The sequence below is a fragment of the Solilutibacter pythonis genome, assembly GCF_003697345.1.
Classification (GTDB): domain Bacteria; phylum Pseudomonadota; class Gammaproteobacteria; order Xanthomonadales; family Xanthomonadaceae; genus Solilutibacter; species Solilutibacter pythonis.
Window position 1 is genome coordinate 226,264 of sequence record NZ_RFLY01000001.1, and the last position, 17,060, is coordinate 243,323.

The following is a 17,060-nucleotide window of genomic DNA, read 5'->3' on the forward strand; positions in this document are numbered from 1 at the left end:
TGAAGTCATGGTGGCGCGCAGCCAACGCGAGCTGAAGCGCGGCGCGGGCAATGGCCGGTTCGATTGCCGTTGCATGGCCCGCGCACCACAATGTCGCAATGCCTACGAAAATGGAGAAATTTCGAGTGAAAACGGCTGTCCTTGGCGTGGTTTTCGCGCTGTCGTTCGTCCATGCCGGCCCGGTTCATGCGCAGGCAACGCCATCGGCCGTCGGCGCCAAGCCGCTGGCCGGCGAGCGCGAAAGGCTCGGTTATGCCATCGGCATGGAAGTGGGCGCGGACAATGCCTTGCAAGCGGCGCTTCCCGATCTCGACTTGGCAGCCTTCGAACAATCGATACGGCGCTCGATCAGCGGTGCCGAGCCACTCATGAAACCCGCGGATGCGCAAAAGACCTCGCTCGCGTTGATGCAGCGCGTGCAGGCCCGCCAGTCCGGCAATGCCGGGAAAGCGCCGGCGGTGTCGCGGCAGCAGGTCGGGGAGCTGCTCGGCATCAACGTCGGCCGCTCGCTGGCGCCGGTGCGTGACGAATTCGATCTGGCCGCCTTCATGCGCGGGTGGCGGGTGGTGGTGGAAAAGGGTAAGCCGCTCATCCCGCCGGCCGAGGCGCAGGCGCTTCGTGGCACCTTCGCCGAGCGCCTGCGCGAGCGCAATGCCGCCAGGCGGGCCGAGGCCGGCGAGCGCAACCGCAAGACGGGCGAGGCGTTTCTGGCCGCCAACCGCGGCGCCAAGGGGGTGGTGACTACCCGCTCCGGCTTGCAGTACCAGGTGCTGAAGCCCGGCGCCGGCGCACGGCCGCTGCCGAGCAGCCGGGTCAAGGTCGATTACGAGGGCAAGCTGCTCGATGGCAAGGTCTTCGACAGCTCCTACCAACGTGGCGAGCCGGCGGTGTTCGCGCTCAATCAGGTGATTCCCGGCTGGACCGAGGGGCTCGGCCTGATGGCGGCCGGCGCCAAGTATCGTTTCTGGATTCCCGGCGATCTCGCCTATGGCCGCCGCGGATCGCCGCCCAATATCGGCCCGAACGAAACCCTGGTCTTCGATGTCGAACTGCTCGATATCGTCAAATGATCGATAATCCCCGCTTCTGAATCGTCGTCCGGCCCGCGCCGGACGGCCCCCCGCACGCATACGCACCGGAGTTCCCGCATGAAGTCATGTTCCGTTCTGGCCGTCACCGCATTGGCCGCCGCCCTCTCGCTTGCCGCTTGCGACAAGACCGCCGACAAGGCCGCCGGCAAGGAGAGCGCCGATAAGTCCGCCGTTGCCGAGGGCGCCAAGGATGCCAAGACCATTCCCGGCCTGAAGGACGAAAAGGCGCAGGCGAGCTACGTGGTGGGCTTGACCATGGGCAAGCAGTTGGCGGACATCAAGAGCGACATCGAGCTGGAAACCGTGGTGCGCGGCCTGAAGGACGAATTGTCCGGTGGCAAGAAGCTGGTCGACGACGGGCAGGCGCGCGAGATCATGGCCGGCTTCATGGAGAAGATGCAGGCCAAGATGATGGCCGAACAGATGGCCAAGGCGCGCAAGAACACCGAAGAGGGCCAGAAGTTCCTGGCCGAGAACGGCAAGAAGGAAGGCGTCAAGACCACCGCCTCCGGCCTGCAATACCAGGTCGTCACCGAGGGCAAGGGCGCCAAGCCGGGCGAGGGCGATGCGGTCAAGGTCAAGTACAAGGGCACGTTGCTGGATGGCACCGAATTCGACAGCACCGAGAAGCAGGGCGGCGAGCCGGCCGTCCTGCCGCTGGATCGGGTGATTCCGGGCTGGGCCGAGGGCATCCGTCTGATGCCGGTCGGCAGCAAGTACAAGTTCTGGATTCCCTCCAACCTCGGCTATGGCGAGCAGGTGCCCCCGGGCGCGCCGTTCCCGCCGAACGCCACGCTGGTGTTCGATGTCGAACTGCTCGACATCGTCAAGGCGCCGAAGCACTGAAGGCAGTCCGATGACAGTAAAATGAAACTGTCATCACCATGAAGCAAACTGCGACTGCCGCCGATGCGGCAGTCGTCGTTTTCGAGGGAGGCTCTCATGCGCGTCGCGATTTTCGGCACCGGCTACGTCGGCCTGGTCACTGGTGCCTGCCTGGCCGAGGTCGGCCACCAGGTGGTGTGTGTGGATGTCGATGCGGCCAAGGTCGCGGGCCTGGAAAACGGCGTCATTCCGATCTACGAGCCGGGCCTGGAATCGATGGTCAAGGCCAACCATGCCGCGGGCCGGCTGCGCTTCACCACCGATGCGGCCAGCGCTGTCGATTTCGGCGATGTCGTCTTCATCGCCGTCGGCACGCCGCCCGACGAGGATGGCAGCGCCGATCTCCAGTACGTGCTGGCGGTGGCGCGCAGCATCGGCCGGCACCTCGCGCGTCCGGCGGTGGTCGTGGACAAGTCCACGGTACCGGTCGGCACCGCCGACAAGGTGCGCGCGGTGATCGCCGAAACGCTGGCCGGGCGCGGCGCGGATATCCGCTTCGAGGTGGTTTCCAACCCCGAATTCCTCAAGGAAGGCGATGCGCTCAACGACTGCATGCGCCCGGATCGCATCGTCATCGGCGCGGACAACGCCGAGGCCATCGAGACCATGCGTCGTCTGTACGCCCCGTTCAACCGCAACCATGAGCGCATGGTGACGATGGACGTGCGTTCGGCCGAGCTGACCAAGTACGCCGCCAACGCCATGCTGGCGACCAAGATTTCGTTCATGAACGAAATCGCCAACATCGCGGAGAAGGTCGGCGCCGACATCGAGATGGTGCGTAAGGGCATCGGTTCCGACCCGCGCATCGGCTGGCATTTCATCTATCCCGGCGCGGGCTACGGCGGTTCCTGCTTCCCCAAGGACGTGCGGGCGCTCGCGCGCACCGCTTCGCAATACGGGTATGCGACCCGGATTCTCGATGCCGTGGAGGCGGTCAACGAAGCGCAGAAGGGGCACCTGTTCGAATTGATGGCGCGCCACTATGGCGGTGCCGGCGCGCTGCGCGGGAAGACCATCGCGCTCTGGGGCCTGGCTTTCAAGCCGAACACCGACGACATGCGCGAGGCGTCCAGCCGCCGCCTGCTGGCGCAGTTGTGGGAAGCCGGCGCGAAAGTGCGCGCCTTCGACCCCGAGGCGCGCGACGAGGCGAGACGCATCTTCGGCGAACGCGCCGAGCTGACGCTCTGCGACAGTACCGACGCCGCGCTGGAAGGGGCCGACGCGCTGGCCGTGGTGACCGAATGGAAACAGTTCCGCAGCCCCGATTTCGCCCACCTGCGCGAGCGCCTGGCCGACCGCGTGGTGTTCGACGGCCGCAATCTGTACGAACCGGCCGAAGTGGAAGCGGCGGGTATCGCCTATTGGGGCATCGGTCGCGGCCGATCTGTCAAAATGGACGCATGACCGAGACTGAACGCATCGCCGAACTGGAAACCCGCATCGCCTTCCAGGAGCACGCGCTCAACCAGTTGAGTGACGCGTTGGCCGATGCGCGTGTCGAAATAGCCCGCCACTCGTTGTTGCTGACACGGGTGGTGGAAGAACTGAAATCCGCGCGCGGCTCGGGCGTCAGCGTCGATGCCGCCGACGAACCGCCGCCCCCGCATTACTGATCCCGCTTCGCCATGTCCAACTCGCTCCGCGACCAGCTTCTCGGCCTTGGCTTCAAGGCCGCCCCGAAACCCGAACGCAAACCGCCGCCGAAGGCCGGAGGTAGGCCGGCCTCGGCGCGGCTGCCGCAAACGAAGACGCCGGGCAGGCCCCAGGCGAGGAAACCCAAGGCTGCCGAGATGGATCTGGCCAAGGCCTACGCCATCCGCGCCCAGAAGGAAAAGGAAGAACGCATCGAGGCCGAGCGGCAGAAGCAGGAGGCCGCCCGCCTGCGCCGGGAAGCCCGCGCGAAGCTGGCCGAATTGCTGGTCGGCAAGGCGTTGAATGCCGAGGAAGCCGAGATCGCCCGCCACTTCGAGTACGGCGGCAAGATCAAACGCATCTACGTCACCGGCGAGCAGTTGAAGGCGCTCAACGCCGGTGAGCTGGGCGTGGTGCAGCACAATGGCCGCTATCTGCTGGTGGATGCGGAGACGCTGGCCGCCGCCGGGTCGGTGTTCGCCGATGCCGTCGCGCTCAAGGTGGACCCGGACGCGCCGGTCGAGGCCGATCCCTACGGCGATCCGAAGTATCGGATCCCGGACGATCTGGTTTGGTAGACGCGCGCCGCCGCGATCACGCGATGTTTCCATCCACTGGGTGAGAATGCCCCGCTTTGCCGCAAGCGGAGCGCGTCTCGCATGGTATTTCGCCTTTCATTGATCCTGCTGATGACGTTGGTGCTGGCCGGTGTGCTGGCGCCCGAGCGCTTCGGTGAGCTGACCCGGCACGCCGAGTTGGCCACCCTGGCCGGGGGCGGCTGGTTGTATCTCTTGATCGTGTTCGGGGTGCTGATGTTTCTCGGCTTCCTGGCCGTCAGCAAGCTGGGCAACCTGCGCATCGGCGGTCCCGACGCCGAACCGGAGTTCTCGCTAGGCGCCTGGTTCGCCATGTTGTTCTCGGCCGGCATGGGCATCGGCCTGGTGTTCTGGGGCGTGGCCGAGCCGCTGTCGCATTACGCTCACCCGCCCGAAATGCTGGATGGTCAAAGCGTGGAGTCGGCGCGCGCGGCGATGCGCTACGCCTTCTTTCACTGGGGGCTGCACCCGTGGGCGATTTATGCGCTGATGGGGCTGGCGATGGCCTGGTTCCAGTTCAACCGCCGCGCGCGCGGTTTGCTGAGCGACTTGCTGGAGCCGCTGCTGGGCCGCTGGGCACTGGCCGCGCCGGGCAAGCTGGTGGATGTGCTGGCGGTGGCGGTGACCGCCATCGGCGTGGCCACCACGCTGGGTTTCGGCGCCTCGCAGATCGGTGCCGGACTGCATCGGGTGATGGGGGCGCCGGAGGGTTTCAGCACCCAATTGGCGGTGATCGGCGTCGCCTTCGTGCTCTACATGATTTCCAGCGCCACCGGCCTCAAGCGCGGGATCAAGTGGCTTTCCGGCTTCAACATGGCGATGGCGGCGCTGTTGCTGGCACTGGTCATCGTGCTCGGGCCGACCGCCTTCATCTTCGACATCCTCACCACCACGCTCGGTAGCTATATCAACCAGTTGCCGTCGATGAGCCTGCGGATGTCGCCGTTCTCGCAGAACAGCTGGGTCGGCGACTGGACGATCTTCTACTGGGCCTGGTGGATCGCCTGGGCGCCGTTCGTGGGTGCGTTCTTCGCCCGGATTTCCTATGGCCGCACCGTGCGCGAGTTCATCGTTGGGGTGATGCTGGGGCCGGCGCTGGTGAGCTTCCTGTGGTTCTCGGGTTTTGGCGGCACCGCGTTGTTTCAGCAGATGTTTGGCCAGGTCGATTTGTTGCCGGTGCTCGAGCGGGGCTACCAGTTCGTGTTGTTCAGCGTGTTCGAGCAACTGCCGCTGGCCGCATTGCTGTCATGGTGCGCGATCGTGCTGCTGCTGAGTTTCTTCGTGACCTCGGCCGATTCGGCCACGCTGGTGTTGGCCTCGATGTCGAGCGAATCCGCCGAGGACCCGCCGCTGTCGCGGCGGATGATCTGGGGTGTGATGCAGGCGGCCATCGCCATCGCGTTGCTGGCCGCGGGCGGCCTGGCCGCATTGCAGGCGGCGGTGATCGTCGCCGCGTTGCCGTTCGCGCTGCTGCTGGTGGCGGTGGCGATCTCGCTGTTCAAGGTGCTGGGCGAAGAACAGCGCCGCGAGGCGCGCGAGGCGCGCGAGTTGCACCGCGCCGAGTTGCGTTGGCTGGCCGAGGAGCGTGGTCGCTTGCAGGCGGTGCTGGATGAGGCGGCGGGCGAATCCTCCGACGATGCGCCCGGACGGCCTCATTCCGGGTCGTAATCGAGGTTCGTCGCCAGCAATCGTTCCGCCTGCGCCAGCGCGATGCCCTTGCGCCGCGCGTAGTCCTCGACCTGCGTCCTGGACACCCGCCCGACCACGAAGTACTGGCTGCGCGGGTGGCTGAAATACCAGCCGGACACGGCGGCGGCGGGGAGCATGGCGAAATTGTCGGTAAGCGTCATGGCGGCGTTTTCGCTCACCGAGAGCAGCTCGAACAAGGTGGCTTTCTCGCTGTGCTCCGGGCAGGCGGGATAGCCGGGAGCGGGGCGGATGCCACGGTATTTTTCCTCGATGATTTCCTCGACACTCAGCGATTCGCCGGCCGCGTAGCCCCAGAATTCCTCGCGCACGCGCTGGTGCAGGCGTTCGGCCAGGGTTTCGGCGAGGCGGTCGGCCAGCGATTTCAGCAAGATGGCGTTGTAGTCGTCGTGCGCGGCCTCGAAGCGGGCGACGTGCGGCTCGATGCCGATGCCGGCGGTGCAGGCGAAGGCGCCGATCCAGTCGGGCTTGCCGGAATCGGCCGGCGCGATGAAATCGGCCAGGCAGAAATCCGGGCGCTCCACTGGCTTGTCGGCCTGCTGGCGCAGGAAGTGCAGGACGGTGTCGCCATCGTTTGTCCGCACGATGACGTCATCGCCCGCCGATTGCGCGGGAAACAGCCCGATCACCGCTTTCGCGCGCAACCATTTCTCCGCCACGATCCGCTTCAGCATCGCCTGTGCGTCGTCGAAGAGATCGGTGGCTTGCGCGCCGACGATCTCGTCGCTCAGGATCGCCGGATAGCGGCCGGCCAGCTCCCAGGCGTTGAAGAACGGCACCCAGTCGATCAGCGGCAGGAGCTCTTCCAGCGGGTAATCGTCGAAGACGTGGATGCCGGGGCGCTTCGGCGCGGGCGGGGTGTAATCGTCCCAGCCGCCATCGAACTTCCGCGCGCGGGCTTTTTCCAGCGAGACCAGCCGTTTGGCGTCGCCGCGGTTGCGGTGGCGCGCGCGGATTTCGGCATAGTCGCTGTCGTTGGCGGCAATGAAAGGCAGGCGAAGCTCCGGGGAAATCAGCGATTGCGCCACGTTCACCGCGCGGCTGGCGTCCTTCACCCAGACCGTCGGCGCATCGTAATGCGGGTCGATCTTCAGCGCGGTGTGCGCGCGCGAGGTGGTGGCGCCGCCGATCATGAGCGGCATGGCGAACCCCTGGCGCTGCATTTCCTTCGCCACGTGGCTCATTTCCTCCAGCGAGGGGGTGATGAGCCCGGACAGGCCGATGATGTCCGCCTCCACCTCGCGGGCGCGGTCGAGGATGGTCTGCGCCGGTACCATCACGCCCAGGTCGACCACCTCGAAGTTGTTGCAGGCCAGCACCACGCCGACGATGTTCTTGCCGATGTCGTGCACGTCGCCCTTGACGGTCGCCATCACGATGCGGCCGTTGGACTTGCCGGCATCGCCGCTGCGCTGTTTTTCCTCCTCGATGAAGGGCAGCAGCCAGGCCACCGCCTTCTTCATCACGCGCGCGGATTTCACCACCTGCGGCAGGAACATCTTGCCGGCGCCAAACAAGTCGCCGACCACGTTCATGCCGCTCATCAGCGCGCCTTCGATCACATCCAGCGGGCGTTTCGCCGCCAGGCGCGCTTCCTCGGTGTCCTGTTCGATCCACTGGTCGATGCCGTGTACCAGCGCATGGGAGAGTCGCGCGGCCACTGGTTGTCCGCGCCAGGCGAGGTCTTCGAGCTTTTTCTCGCCCTTCCTGCCCTTGAACCTGCCGGCGATTTCCAGCAGGCGTTCGGTGGCGTCCCGGCGGCGATTCAGCACCACGTCCTCGACGCGTTCGCGCAGCTCGGCGTCGAGGTCGTCGTAGAGCGGCAGCGCCCCGGCATTGACGATCCCCATGTCCATGCCGGCCTTGATCGCGTGATAGAGAAACACGACGTGGATGGCCTGGCGTACCGGCTCGTTGCCGCGGAAGGAAAACGATACGTTGGAGACGCCGCCGGAAATGTGCGAAAGTGGGAAGCGCCGCTTCAACTCGCGGGTGGCCTCGATGAAGTCCACCGCATAGTTGTCGTGCGCCTCGATGCCGGTGGCGATGGCGAAGCAGTTGGGGTCGAAGACGATGTCCTCGGGCGGGAAGCCGACCGCTTCGGTCAGGAGCGCGTAGGCGCGCGAGCAGATCTCGATCTTGCGCGCGGCGGTATCGGCCTGGCCGACTTCGTCGAAGGCCATCACCACCACCGCCGCGCCGTAGCGGCGCACCTGTTCGGCCTGGCGGAGGAATTCGGCTTCGCCTTCCTTCATCGAGATGGAGTTGACGATGCCCTTGCCTTGCAGACATTTCAGCCCGGCCTCGATCACGCTCCACTTCGACGAATCCACCATCACCGGGACGCGGGCGATGTCCGGCTCGGCGGCGATCAGGTTGAGGAACTCGACCATCGCCTTTTCGGAATCGAGCAGGCCCTCGTCCATGTTGACGTCGATGATCTGCGCCCCGTTCTCGACCTGCTGGCGGGCCACCGCCAGCGCGTCGTCGTAGCGGCCTTCGAGGATCATCTTCTTGAACTGCGCGCTGCCGGTGACGTTGGTGCGCTCGCCGATGTTGATGAAATTCGATTCCGGCGTGATCACCAGGGGTTCGAGGCCGGAAAGCCGGGTCTGGCGGCGGAGGGTGGTCATGGCGTGCCGGCCAAGGATGTGCGTGAACACGCGCCGGTGAAGCGGGTTGGCGGCGCCAGTCGGGGCGGTTTGGAATCCGCCGGCGGGCGGCTTGCCGGGAACGGAGAATGGTGCGCGCTCATGCCGCGTCCTCCAATGCCGGGCGGCGGCGTGGCGGCAGATCGGCGAGCGCCGCGGCGATCGCGGCGATGTGCGCCGGCGTGGTGCCGCAGCAGCCGCCAACGACGTTCACCAGCCCGGATTGCGCGAAGCCGCGCAGGATCGCGGCCATGTCCTCGGGCGTTTCGTCGTAGCCGCCGAAGGCATTGGGCAGGCCGGCGTTGGGGTGGGCGGTGACGTAGGCGTCGGCGACCTGCGCCAGGGTGTCGATGTGGGCGCGTAGTTCCTTGGCGCCGAGCGCGCAATTGAGGCCGATGGCGAGCGGGCGCGCGTGCCGCAGCGAATGCCAGAAGGCTTCGGCGGTCTGGCCCGAGAGCGTGCGGCCGGAGGCGTCGGTGATGGTGCCGGAGATCATCACCGGCAGACGCGCGCCGAGGGCGTCGAAGGCTTCTTCGATGGCGAACAGCGCGGCCTTGGCGTTCAGCGTGTCGAACACCGTTTCGACCATGAGGATGTCGGCGCCACCTTCGACCAAGCCGTCGGCGGCCTCGCGGTAGGCGTCTTTCAACGCGTCGAAGGTGATAGCGCGGTAGCCGGGGCGGTTGACGTCGGGCGAGAGCGAGGCGGTGCGGCTGGTCGGGCCGAGCACGCCAATGACGAAGCGTGGCTTGCCGGGCGTTTTCGCTTCCGCCGCGTCGCAGGCGGCGCGCGCCAGTTTCGCGCCTTCGCGGTTCAACTCGCGTACCAGGTGTTGCAGCCGGTAATCGGCCAGCGAGATCGAGGTGGAGTTGAAGGTGTTGGTCTCGACGAGGTCCGCGCCGGCGTCGAGGTATTCGGCATGGATGCCGTGGATGATGCCGGGCCGGGTCAGCGAGAGCAGGTCGTTGTTGCCGCGCTGGTCGTGGCCTTCGCAGCCGCAATGCGCGCCATGGGTGTGGCCGGCCGGCGCGAACAGCGTGTCGTAGCCATCGCGGAAGCGTTCGCCACGGTAGTCGGCTTCTGTCAGGTCGTGGCGCTGGATCATCGTGCCCATCGCGCCATCGAGGATCAGGATGCGGCTTTCCAGCGCGGCCAGCAGCGCGTCGGCGCGCGTCGGGTCGCGCCAGGGGAGGGGCGTCACGGCTTCACTCCGATCATTGCGATCACCTCGAAATGCGGCGGCCGGCGCTCGCGCGTCACGGTGCCTTCGTCCTGCAATTCCAGCCCGGCTTTTCCGATGAATTTTTGCAATTCCTTGCGGGAGAAACCCAGGTTGACGTGGCCGAACGGCTCCACCGCCGAGGCATGCGCGTGCTTGCCCAGGCTGGACAACAGCAACCGCCCGCCGGGACGCAGCACGCGGGCGGCCTCGGCGACCGCCTGCTGTGGTTTGGCCGCATAGGTGAGGGCATGCATCATCACCACCAGGTCGAAGCTGGCGCCGGCATAGTCCAGCGCGTGCATGTCGCCTTCGTGGACTTCGACGTTGGCATGGGTGCGGAGCCGTTCGCTGGCGGCGTTGACCACGCGGCGGCTGGCATCCAGGCAGATGTAGCGGCCGGAATGCGGGGCGAGGAGTTCCGCCAGCACGCCGTCGCCGGAGGCGATGTCGAGCACGTCGCCGGGGTCGAGCAGCGGCAGGGCGCTCCTGGCCAGCGCTTCCCAGGTGCGGCCGGGCGAATAGTGGCGCTCCATGTCGCCGGCCACGTTGTCGGCCCAGTTCTGGTCGTTGGCGCGGGTGGCCAGCACCTGCGGCAGGCGGGCGGCGTCCTGTTCCAGCAAGGGATCTTCGCTGCCGTCGCGCAGTGCCTGCCACAGGGTGCGCTGGGCGGGGTCGAGCGCGTCCTCGTCGAAACGGTAGTAGGCTGACACGCCTGCCCGGCGGTCGCGCACCAGCGCGGCTTCCTTGAGTTTGGCGAGGTGGGTCGATACGCGCGGCTGCGCCAGCCCGGTGATGGCGGCGAGTTCGGCCACCGTCAGTTCGTCCCTGGCCAGCAGCGCCAGCAGACGCACACGGGTGGCATCGGCGAATACCTTGAGCCGGCTCGACCAGGCTTCCAGATCCATATTCATCTCTTTATTCGAATTTAGAGATGGATTGTCCTCCCTCCCTGTCCATACGGTCAAGCAGCGTGGGTTCCACGGCGCTGGCGGGCTACAATCGCGGTTTCCATTTCCGATGCGAGGGCATGCCGTGGATTTCAGCTTCACCGAAGAGCAGTTGATGATTCAGGACGTGGCCCGGCGCATCGCGCAGGAAAAGATTGGCCCCTCCGCCGAGCACTTCGACAAGACCGGTGAGTTTCCGCTGGAAAACATTCGCCTGTTGGGCGAAAACGGCCTGATGGGCATCGAGGTGCCGGCCGAATACGGCGGTGCCGGCATGGACCCGATCGCCTACGTGCTGGCGATGGTCGAGATCGCCGCTGGCGATGCCGCGCACAGCACGATCATGTCGGTCAACAACTCGCTGTTTTGCAATGGCATCCTCACCCACGGCAGTGAGGAACAGAAGCAGAAATACGTGCGCGCGATCGCCGAGGGCAGGGAAATCGGCGCCTTCGCCCTGACCGAGCCGCAGTCCGGTTCCGATGCCACCGCGATGCGCTGCCGCGCCGTGAAGCGGGACGATGGCAGCTTCGTCATCAACGGCAAGAAGAGCTGGATCACTTCCGGGCCGGTGGCCAAGTACATCGTGCTGTTCGCCATGAGCGAGCCGGACAAGGGCGCGCGCGGTATCACCGCCTTCCTCATCGATACCGAGCGCGCGGGCTTCGGCCGCGGCAAGACCGAGCCGAAGCTGGGCATCCGCGCCTCGGCCACCTGCGAGATCGAATTCGAGGATTACCTCGTCCAACCTGACGAAGTGCTGGGCAAGGAAGGCGAGGGCTTCAAGATCGCGATGGGCGTGCTGGATGCCGGCCGCATCGGCATCGCCTCGCAGGCCATCGGCATCGCCCGCGCCGCTTACGAGGCCACGCTGGCCTACGTCAAGGAGCGCAAAGCCTTTGGCCAGCCGATCGGCGCGTTTCAGATGACCCAGGCCAAGATCGCCGACATGAAGTGCAAGCTCGACGCCTCGCTGTTGCTCACCCTGCGCGCGGCATGGAAGAAGGGCCGAGGCGAGCGTTTCAGCACCGAGGCGGCCGTCGCCAAGCTGACCGCTTCCGAGGCGGCGATGTGGATCGCCCACCAGGCCGTGCAGATTCACGCCGGCATGGGCTACAGCAAGGAAATGCCGGTCGAGCGTTATTTCCGCGATGCCAAGATCACCGAAATTTACGAGGGCACCAGCGAGATACAGCGCTTGGTCATTGCCCGCAACGAGACCGGTTTGCGCTGACGGTCACTTCCATACGTCCCGCCTGTACAGGTAGATGAGATGACAAGCAAGAAAGCCGCCCCGCGCGCCGCTTCCGCAGCGCGTGCCCCCGTTGCTTTGCACCAGGCCGTTCTCGAAAGTCTTGGCAAGCACGGGGATGTCCGCCGTTTCGCCGAAGCGTTGTATGCGCGAATGTCCGATGCCGAACTCGGCACCTATCCGGCCGAGGTCTGGGCCGCGCTGGCCGCCGATGCCCTGGCCTTCGCCCGCACGCGCAAGGCCGGCCGGCCCTCGATCCGGGTGTTCAGCCCGGAGGCGAAGAAAAATGGCTGGGATTCGCAGCGCAGCGTCCTGCAAATCGTCAATGACGACATGTCGTTCCTGGTGGATTCCGTCACCAACGCGCTGACCGAGCGCGGTATCGGTGTGCATGTGCTGATCCACCCGGTGCTGCCGATCAGCCGCGACAAGGCCGGCAAGCTGCGGGCGGTGGGCGAAGGCGGGAACGAATCGTTCATGCACGTCGAGATCGACCGCCTGGACAATGCCGATGCCCGTGCGCTGGAGGACACCATCGCCGGGGTGCTGACCGAAGTGCGCGCGAGCGTCGAGGACTGGCCGGAGATGCAGCGCCGCATGAACGATGCCGCCGAGAGGCTCGCGGGACAGGGCGAGCCGGTGCCGGCCGAGAGCGTGGTCGAGGCGCAGGCGTTCCTGCGTTGGGCGGCCGACAACCATTTCACCTTCCTCGGCTACCGCGAATACGCCGTGAGGAAGCGGGGCAAGGAGGACGTGCTGGTGGCGGTGGCGGGTTCCGGCCTGGGCATCCTGCGCGAGGACGACAGCAAGCCGCGCATACTGAAATCGATGGACGCCTACCGGGTGCAGAAGGCCGGCAGGCTAGACCCGCTGATCCTGTCCAAGACCAATGCCCGCGCCACCGTGCATCGCCGCGGCTACATGGATTACATCGGCGTGGTGCGCTACGACGCCAGCGGCAAGCCGGTCGGCGAGAAGCGTTTCATCGGCCTGTTCACTTCCAGCGCCTACAACCGCCGGCCGTGGGAAATCCCGGTGGTGCGTTCCCGCTTCGATCAGGTCATGGCCGATTCCGGCCTGCTCGCCTCCGGCCACAGCGCCAAGACCCTGCGCCACGTGCTGGAAACCTTGCCGCGCGACGAACTTTTCCAGGCCAGCGCCGCTGAGCTTGCCGCGCTCGGCAGCGGCATCCTGGGCTTGCAGGAGCGTGCCGATAGCCGGTTGTTCATCCGCCGCGACCGTTATGGCCGTTTCTATTCGGTGCTGGTCTACGTGCCGCGCGAGCGCTTCAACACCGACGTGCGCCTGCGCATCGAATCCATGCTGAAGGAAGTGCTGGCCGCCGATCACGTCGAGAGCCACGTGCTGATGGGCGATTCGCCGCTGGCGCAGATTCATCTCATCGTGCATCCGCGCGATGACGCCGAAACCGTGGCCGATCTCTCGGCGCTGGAAAGCCGGTTGGCCGGCATCGTGCGCAACTGGCGCGACGACCTCAACGATCTGTTGATCGAGCGTCATGGCGAGATCGAAGGCGTGGCGCTGGCCAAACGCTACGGCAGGGCGCTTAGCCCGGCCTACATCGAGCAGGCAAGTCCCGCCGCGGCCGCCGACGACGTGGCCCGGCTCGCCGCCCTGGGCGGCGCCGGTGATCTCGGCATCAGCCTGCGCGTCGACCCCGCCGCCAGCCGCAACGCCGGCGCGATCGAGGTCAAGCTGTTCCATCGCAACGACAGCCTGCCGCTCTCCGACGTGCTGCCGATGATGGAGAACATGGGCCTGAAGGTGATCGAGGAATACCCGCACCGGATCGAGGCCGAGGACGAAGTCGCCTACATCCAGGATTTCGAGGTTGCGCTCTCCGACGAAGCGGCCGACCCGAACGGCAACTCGGCCGCCTTCATCGAAGCCTTCGGCCGCGTCTTCCGTGGCGAGCTGGAGAACGATGGCTTCAACAAGCTGATCCTGGGCGCCGGCCTGAGCTGGAAGCGGGTCGCCATGCTGCGCGCCTACTGCAAGTACCTGATGCAGGCCGGGGTGCCGTTTTCACAGCAATACGTCGAAGCCACGTTTGCCCGCTACCCGTTGCTGGCGCGTTTGATGGTCGAATATTTCGAGGCGCGTTTCGACCCCGCCACCGGCCGCGAGAGCAAGGCCGAGATCAAGGCCGGCGCCGATGCGTTCGCCGCCCAGATCGACGTGCTTTGCCGTGGCGATGATGCCGCCTGCGTCGCCGTGAAGCCGGTGATCGCCGCGCGCAGCCAATCGCGCAAGGCGCAGATGGAAGCGACCCGTACCGCGTTCCTCGGCCTGCTCGACCGGGTCAAGAGCCTGGACGAAGACCGTATCCTGCGCAGTTTCATGGGCGTGATCGATGCGACGCTGCGCACCAACTACTACATCGATTACGCCGGCGGCCTGCGCAAGGATGGCGGCCCGGCCGACTACCTCGCCTTCAAGCTCGATCCCTCCCTGGTGCCGGATCTGCCCAAGCCGCGTCCTTACCGCGAGATATGGGTCTGCGGGCCGCGCGTGGAAGGCACCCACCTGCGTTTCGGCCCGGTGGCGCGCGGCGGCCTGCGCTGGTCGGATCGCCGCGAGGATTTCCGCACCGAGGTGCTCGGCCTGGTCAAGGCGCAGATGGTGAAGAACACGGTGATCGTGCCGGTCGGCTCCAAGGGCGGCTTCTTCGCCAAGCAGTTGCCCGACCCGGCGGTGGATCGCGATGCCTGGTTCGCCGAGGGCGTGGCCTGCTACAAGTGCTTCATCAACGGCCTGCTCGACATCACCGACAACTTCGCCATCGACGGCAAGATCGTGCCGCCGGCCGGCGTGGTGCGTCATGATGGCGACGACCCGTACCTCGTCGTCGCCGCCGACAAGGGCACCGCGACCTTCTCCGACATCGCCAACGGCATCGCCCAGGCGCATGGTTTCTGGCTGGACGACGCGTTCGCCTCCGGCGGCTCGGTGGGCTACGACCACAAGGGCATGGGCATCACCGCGCGTGGTGCGTGGGAGTCGGTCAAGCGCCATTTCCGCGCGCTCGGCCACGATACCCAGAAACAGGCGTTCACCGTGGTCGGCATAGGCGACATGTCCGGCGACGTGTTCGGCAACGGCATGCTGCTGTCCAAGCACATCCGCCTGGTCTGCGCTTTCGATCACCGTCACGTGTTTATCGATCCCAATCCGGATGCCGCCCGCTCGTTCAGGGAACGCCAGCGGCTATTCAAGCTGCCGCGTTCGTCCTGGCTGGATTACGACAGCGCACTCATCAGCAAGGGCGGCGGGGTGTTTTCGCGGGCCGAGAAATCGATCGAACTGACGCCGGAAATGCGCGCGGCACTGGGTATCGATCCCGAGGTGCGGCGCCTGAGCCCGACCGAACTCATCTCGGCCGCGTTGAAAGCGCCGGTCGATTTGTTGTGGAACGGCGGCATCGGCACTTACGTCAAGTCCAGCCGCGAGAGCGACGCCGATGCCGGCGATCGTGCCAACAACGCGCTGCGCGTCAACGGGGCCGATCTGCGCTGCAAGGTGGTGGGCGAGGGCGGCAACCTGGGCTTCACCCAGCTTGGCCGGGTCGAGGCCGCCCAGCACGGCGTGTTGCTCAATACCGATTTCATCGACAACTCGGCCGGCGTGGACACCTCGGACCACGAGGTCAACATCAAGATTCTGCTCAACGGCGAAGTGCAGAAGGGCAAACTCAAGCTGGCCGATCGCAACAAACTGCTGGCGTCGATGACCGACGAAGTCGCGCGGCTGGTGTTGAACGACAACTACCGGCAGAACCAGACCCTGTCGCTGATGGAGCGCATGGGGCAGGCCCGGCTCGGCTCCAAGTTGCACTTCCTGCGTACACTGGAGGCCCAGGGGCAGTTGGATCGCAACATCGAGCATCTGCCGTCGGATGCCGAGATGGCCGAGCGCAAGGCGCGCGGGCAGGGCTTCACCCGGCCCGAACTGTGCGTGCTGCTGTCGTATTCCAAACTGGTGGCCTACCCGCAACTGCTCGACAGCGACGTGCCGGAAGACCCGTACCTGTCGAAGGAACTGGTGCGCTACTTCCCCGAGCCGCTGCAAGCCAAGTACGCCAAGACGATGGAGCACCACCGGCTGAAGCGCGAGATCATCGCCACCGCCGTCACCAACTCCACCATCAACCGCATGGGCGCGACTTTCCTCATGCGCATGCAGGAGGATAGCGGTCGCAGCATCGGCGACATCGCCAAGGCCTACACCATCACCCGCGAGACGCTGGACGCGCGCGAGCTGTGGGTGCAGATCGACGCGCTCGACGGCAAGGCCGCCGACGAGACCCAGATCGACGCCTTGCAGGTGATCTGGGAAGCACAGCGCGGCTTCACCCGCTGGTTGCTGTCGCGCCCTGGCGCCATCCCCAGCATCACCGCCGCGGTCGACCGCTACCACGACGGCTTCCGCGACATCCGGGCCGGCGAAGGCATCCTGCCGCCCTCCCAGCGGCCCGCCTACGAGGCCGCGCGCAAGGAATGGCGGGCGAAGGGTGTGCCGGCACGCCTGGCCGACCAGCTCGCCGCCTTGCCCTACCTGGAGCCCAGCCCGAACATCATCGAGTTGGCCCGCGAGCGCAAACTGCGGGCGGTGGAAGTGGCGAAGGTCTATTTCCGCCTGGGAGACGCCCTGCGCGAGCCGTGGCTGCGTGAACAGATCGAAGCGCTGAAAGTGGACGGCCGCTGGCACGCGGTGGCGCGTGGCGTACTGCGCGACGAACTGGCCGCGCAGATGCGCAAGCTCACCGAGCAGGTGCTGGCGATGCCGGGCAAGGATGCCGAGGCCAAGGTCACGGCCTGGCTGGAGCGTGACGACCCGACGCTGCGCTTCACCCTCGCCATGCTGAACGAACTGGCCGCGCAGAAGACGCTCGATTACCCGACCGTTTCGGTCGCGGTGCAGCGTCTGGCGCAACTGGCCTCGCGCGGCTGAGCGCCGGCGCGGGGTGGGGCGGTCCCGCTTCAGTACGCGTTTGGCGGCTGAATGGGACTTTCCCACCCCGGTGCCAGGGTGAAATCTCGGGCCGGCGCATCCA

The 17,060-nt window shown here is 66.3% G+C and carries 11 protein-coding genes; 8 read left to right on the forward strand and 3 right to left on the reverse strand.

The window, feature by feature from the left end; all coding sequences use genetic code 11:
• Positions 1-125: 125 nt before the first annotated feature.
• The 6 genes from EBB59_RS01120 to EBB59_RS01145 all read left to right on the forward strand — a co-directional run bounded on the left by EBB59_RS01120 (position 126) and on the right by EBB59_RS01145 (position 5,875).
• Positions 126-1,070 (forward strand): FKBP-type peptidyl-prolyl cis-trans isomerase, encoded by a 945-nt coding sequence (locus tag EBB59_RS01120; RefSeq protein WP_245978875.1) that lies wholly within the window; start codon positions 126-128, stop codon positions 1,068-1,070.
• 78 nt (positions 1,071-1,148) lie between these two features.
• On the forward strand, positions 1,149-1,937 hold the full coding sequence (locus EBB59_RS01125; protein ID WP_122100307.1) for an FKBP-type peptidyl-prolyl cis-trans isomerase N-terminal domain-containing protein: 789 nt from the start codon (positions 1,149-1,151) through the stop codon (positions 1,935-1,937).
• A gap of 96 nt (positions 1,938-2,033) precedes the next feature.
• A complete protein-coding gene (locus EBB59_RS01130) occupies positions 2,034-3,383 on the forward strand; it encodes a UDP-glucose dehydrogenase family protein (protein WP_122100308.1) in 1,350 nt (449 codons plus the stop codon).
• Complete coding sequence (locus tag EBB59_RS01135) at positions 3,380-3,592, forward strand: SlyX family protein (RefSeq protein ID WP_122100309.1); 213 nt, start codon at positions 3,380-3,382, stop codon at positions 3,590-3,592. Before EBB59_RS01130 ends, EBB59_RS01135 begins: the two co-directional genes overlap by 4 nt.
• A 12-nt stretch (positions 3,593-3,604) precedes the next feature.
• Entirely contained in the window at positions 3,605-4,189 is a 585-nt protein-coding gene (locus EBB59_RS01140; protein WP_122100310.1) for a DUF2058 domain-containing protein, read from the forward strand.
• Between the two features lie 81 nt (positions 4,190-4,270).
• Positions 4,271-5,875, forward strand: coding sequence for a BCCT family transporter (locus EBB59_RS01145; protein WP_122100311.1), 1,605 nt, complete (start codon positions 4,271-4,273; stop codon positions 5,873-5,875).
• Here the strand turns inward: EBB59_RS01145 and metH are convergent.
• From metH to EBB59_RS01160, 3 genes are all read right to left on the reverse strand, one after another.
• Positions 5,860-8,547 carry a methionine synthase gene (metH, locus tag EBB59_RS01150; RefSeq protein WP_122100312.1) on the reverse strand — a complete coding sequence of 896 codons (2,688 nt, stop codon included), beginning with the start codon at positions 8,545-8,547 and terminating at the stop codon, positions 5,860-5,862. The genes EBB59_RS01145 and metH overlap by 16 nt on opposite strands.
• Before the next feature lie 118 nt (positions 8,548-8,665).
• The gene (locus EBB59_RS01155; RefSeq protein ID WP_122100313.1) at positions 8,666-9,766 is read right to left on the reverse strand and encodes a homocysteine S-methyltransferase family protein; all 1,101 of its coding nucleotides are present in this window, start codon (positions 9,764-9,766) and stop codon (positions 8,666-8,668) included.
• On the reverse strand, positions 9,763-10,692 hold the full coding sequence (locus EBB59_RS01160) for an ArsR/SmtB family transcription factor (RefSeq protein WP_122100314.1): 930 nt from the start codon (positions 10,690-10,692) through the stop codon (positions 9,763-9,765). The genes EBB59_RS01155 and EBB59_RS01160 overlap by 4 nt, the downstream gene beginning before the upstream one ends.
• Positions 10,693-10,804: 112 nt before the next feature.
• On the opposite strand from EBB59_RS01160, the gene EBB59_RS01165 reads away from it, so the two are divergent.
• Positions 10,805-11,968, forward strand: a complete 1,164-nt coding sequence (locus tag EBB59_RS01165; RefSeq protein WP_342769018.1) for an acyl-CoA dehydrogenase family protein — start codon at positions 10,805-10,807, stop codon at positions 11,966-11,968.
• Between the two features lie 39 nt (positions 11,969-12,007).
• A complete protein-coding gene (locus EBB59_RS01170) occupies positions 12,008-16,957 on the forward strand; it encodes an NAD-glutamate dehydrogenase (protein WP_122100315.1) in 4,950 nt (1,649 codons plus the stop codon).
• The last annotated feature ends 103 nt before the right edge of the window (positions 16,958-17,060 follow it).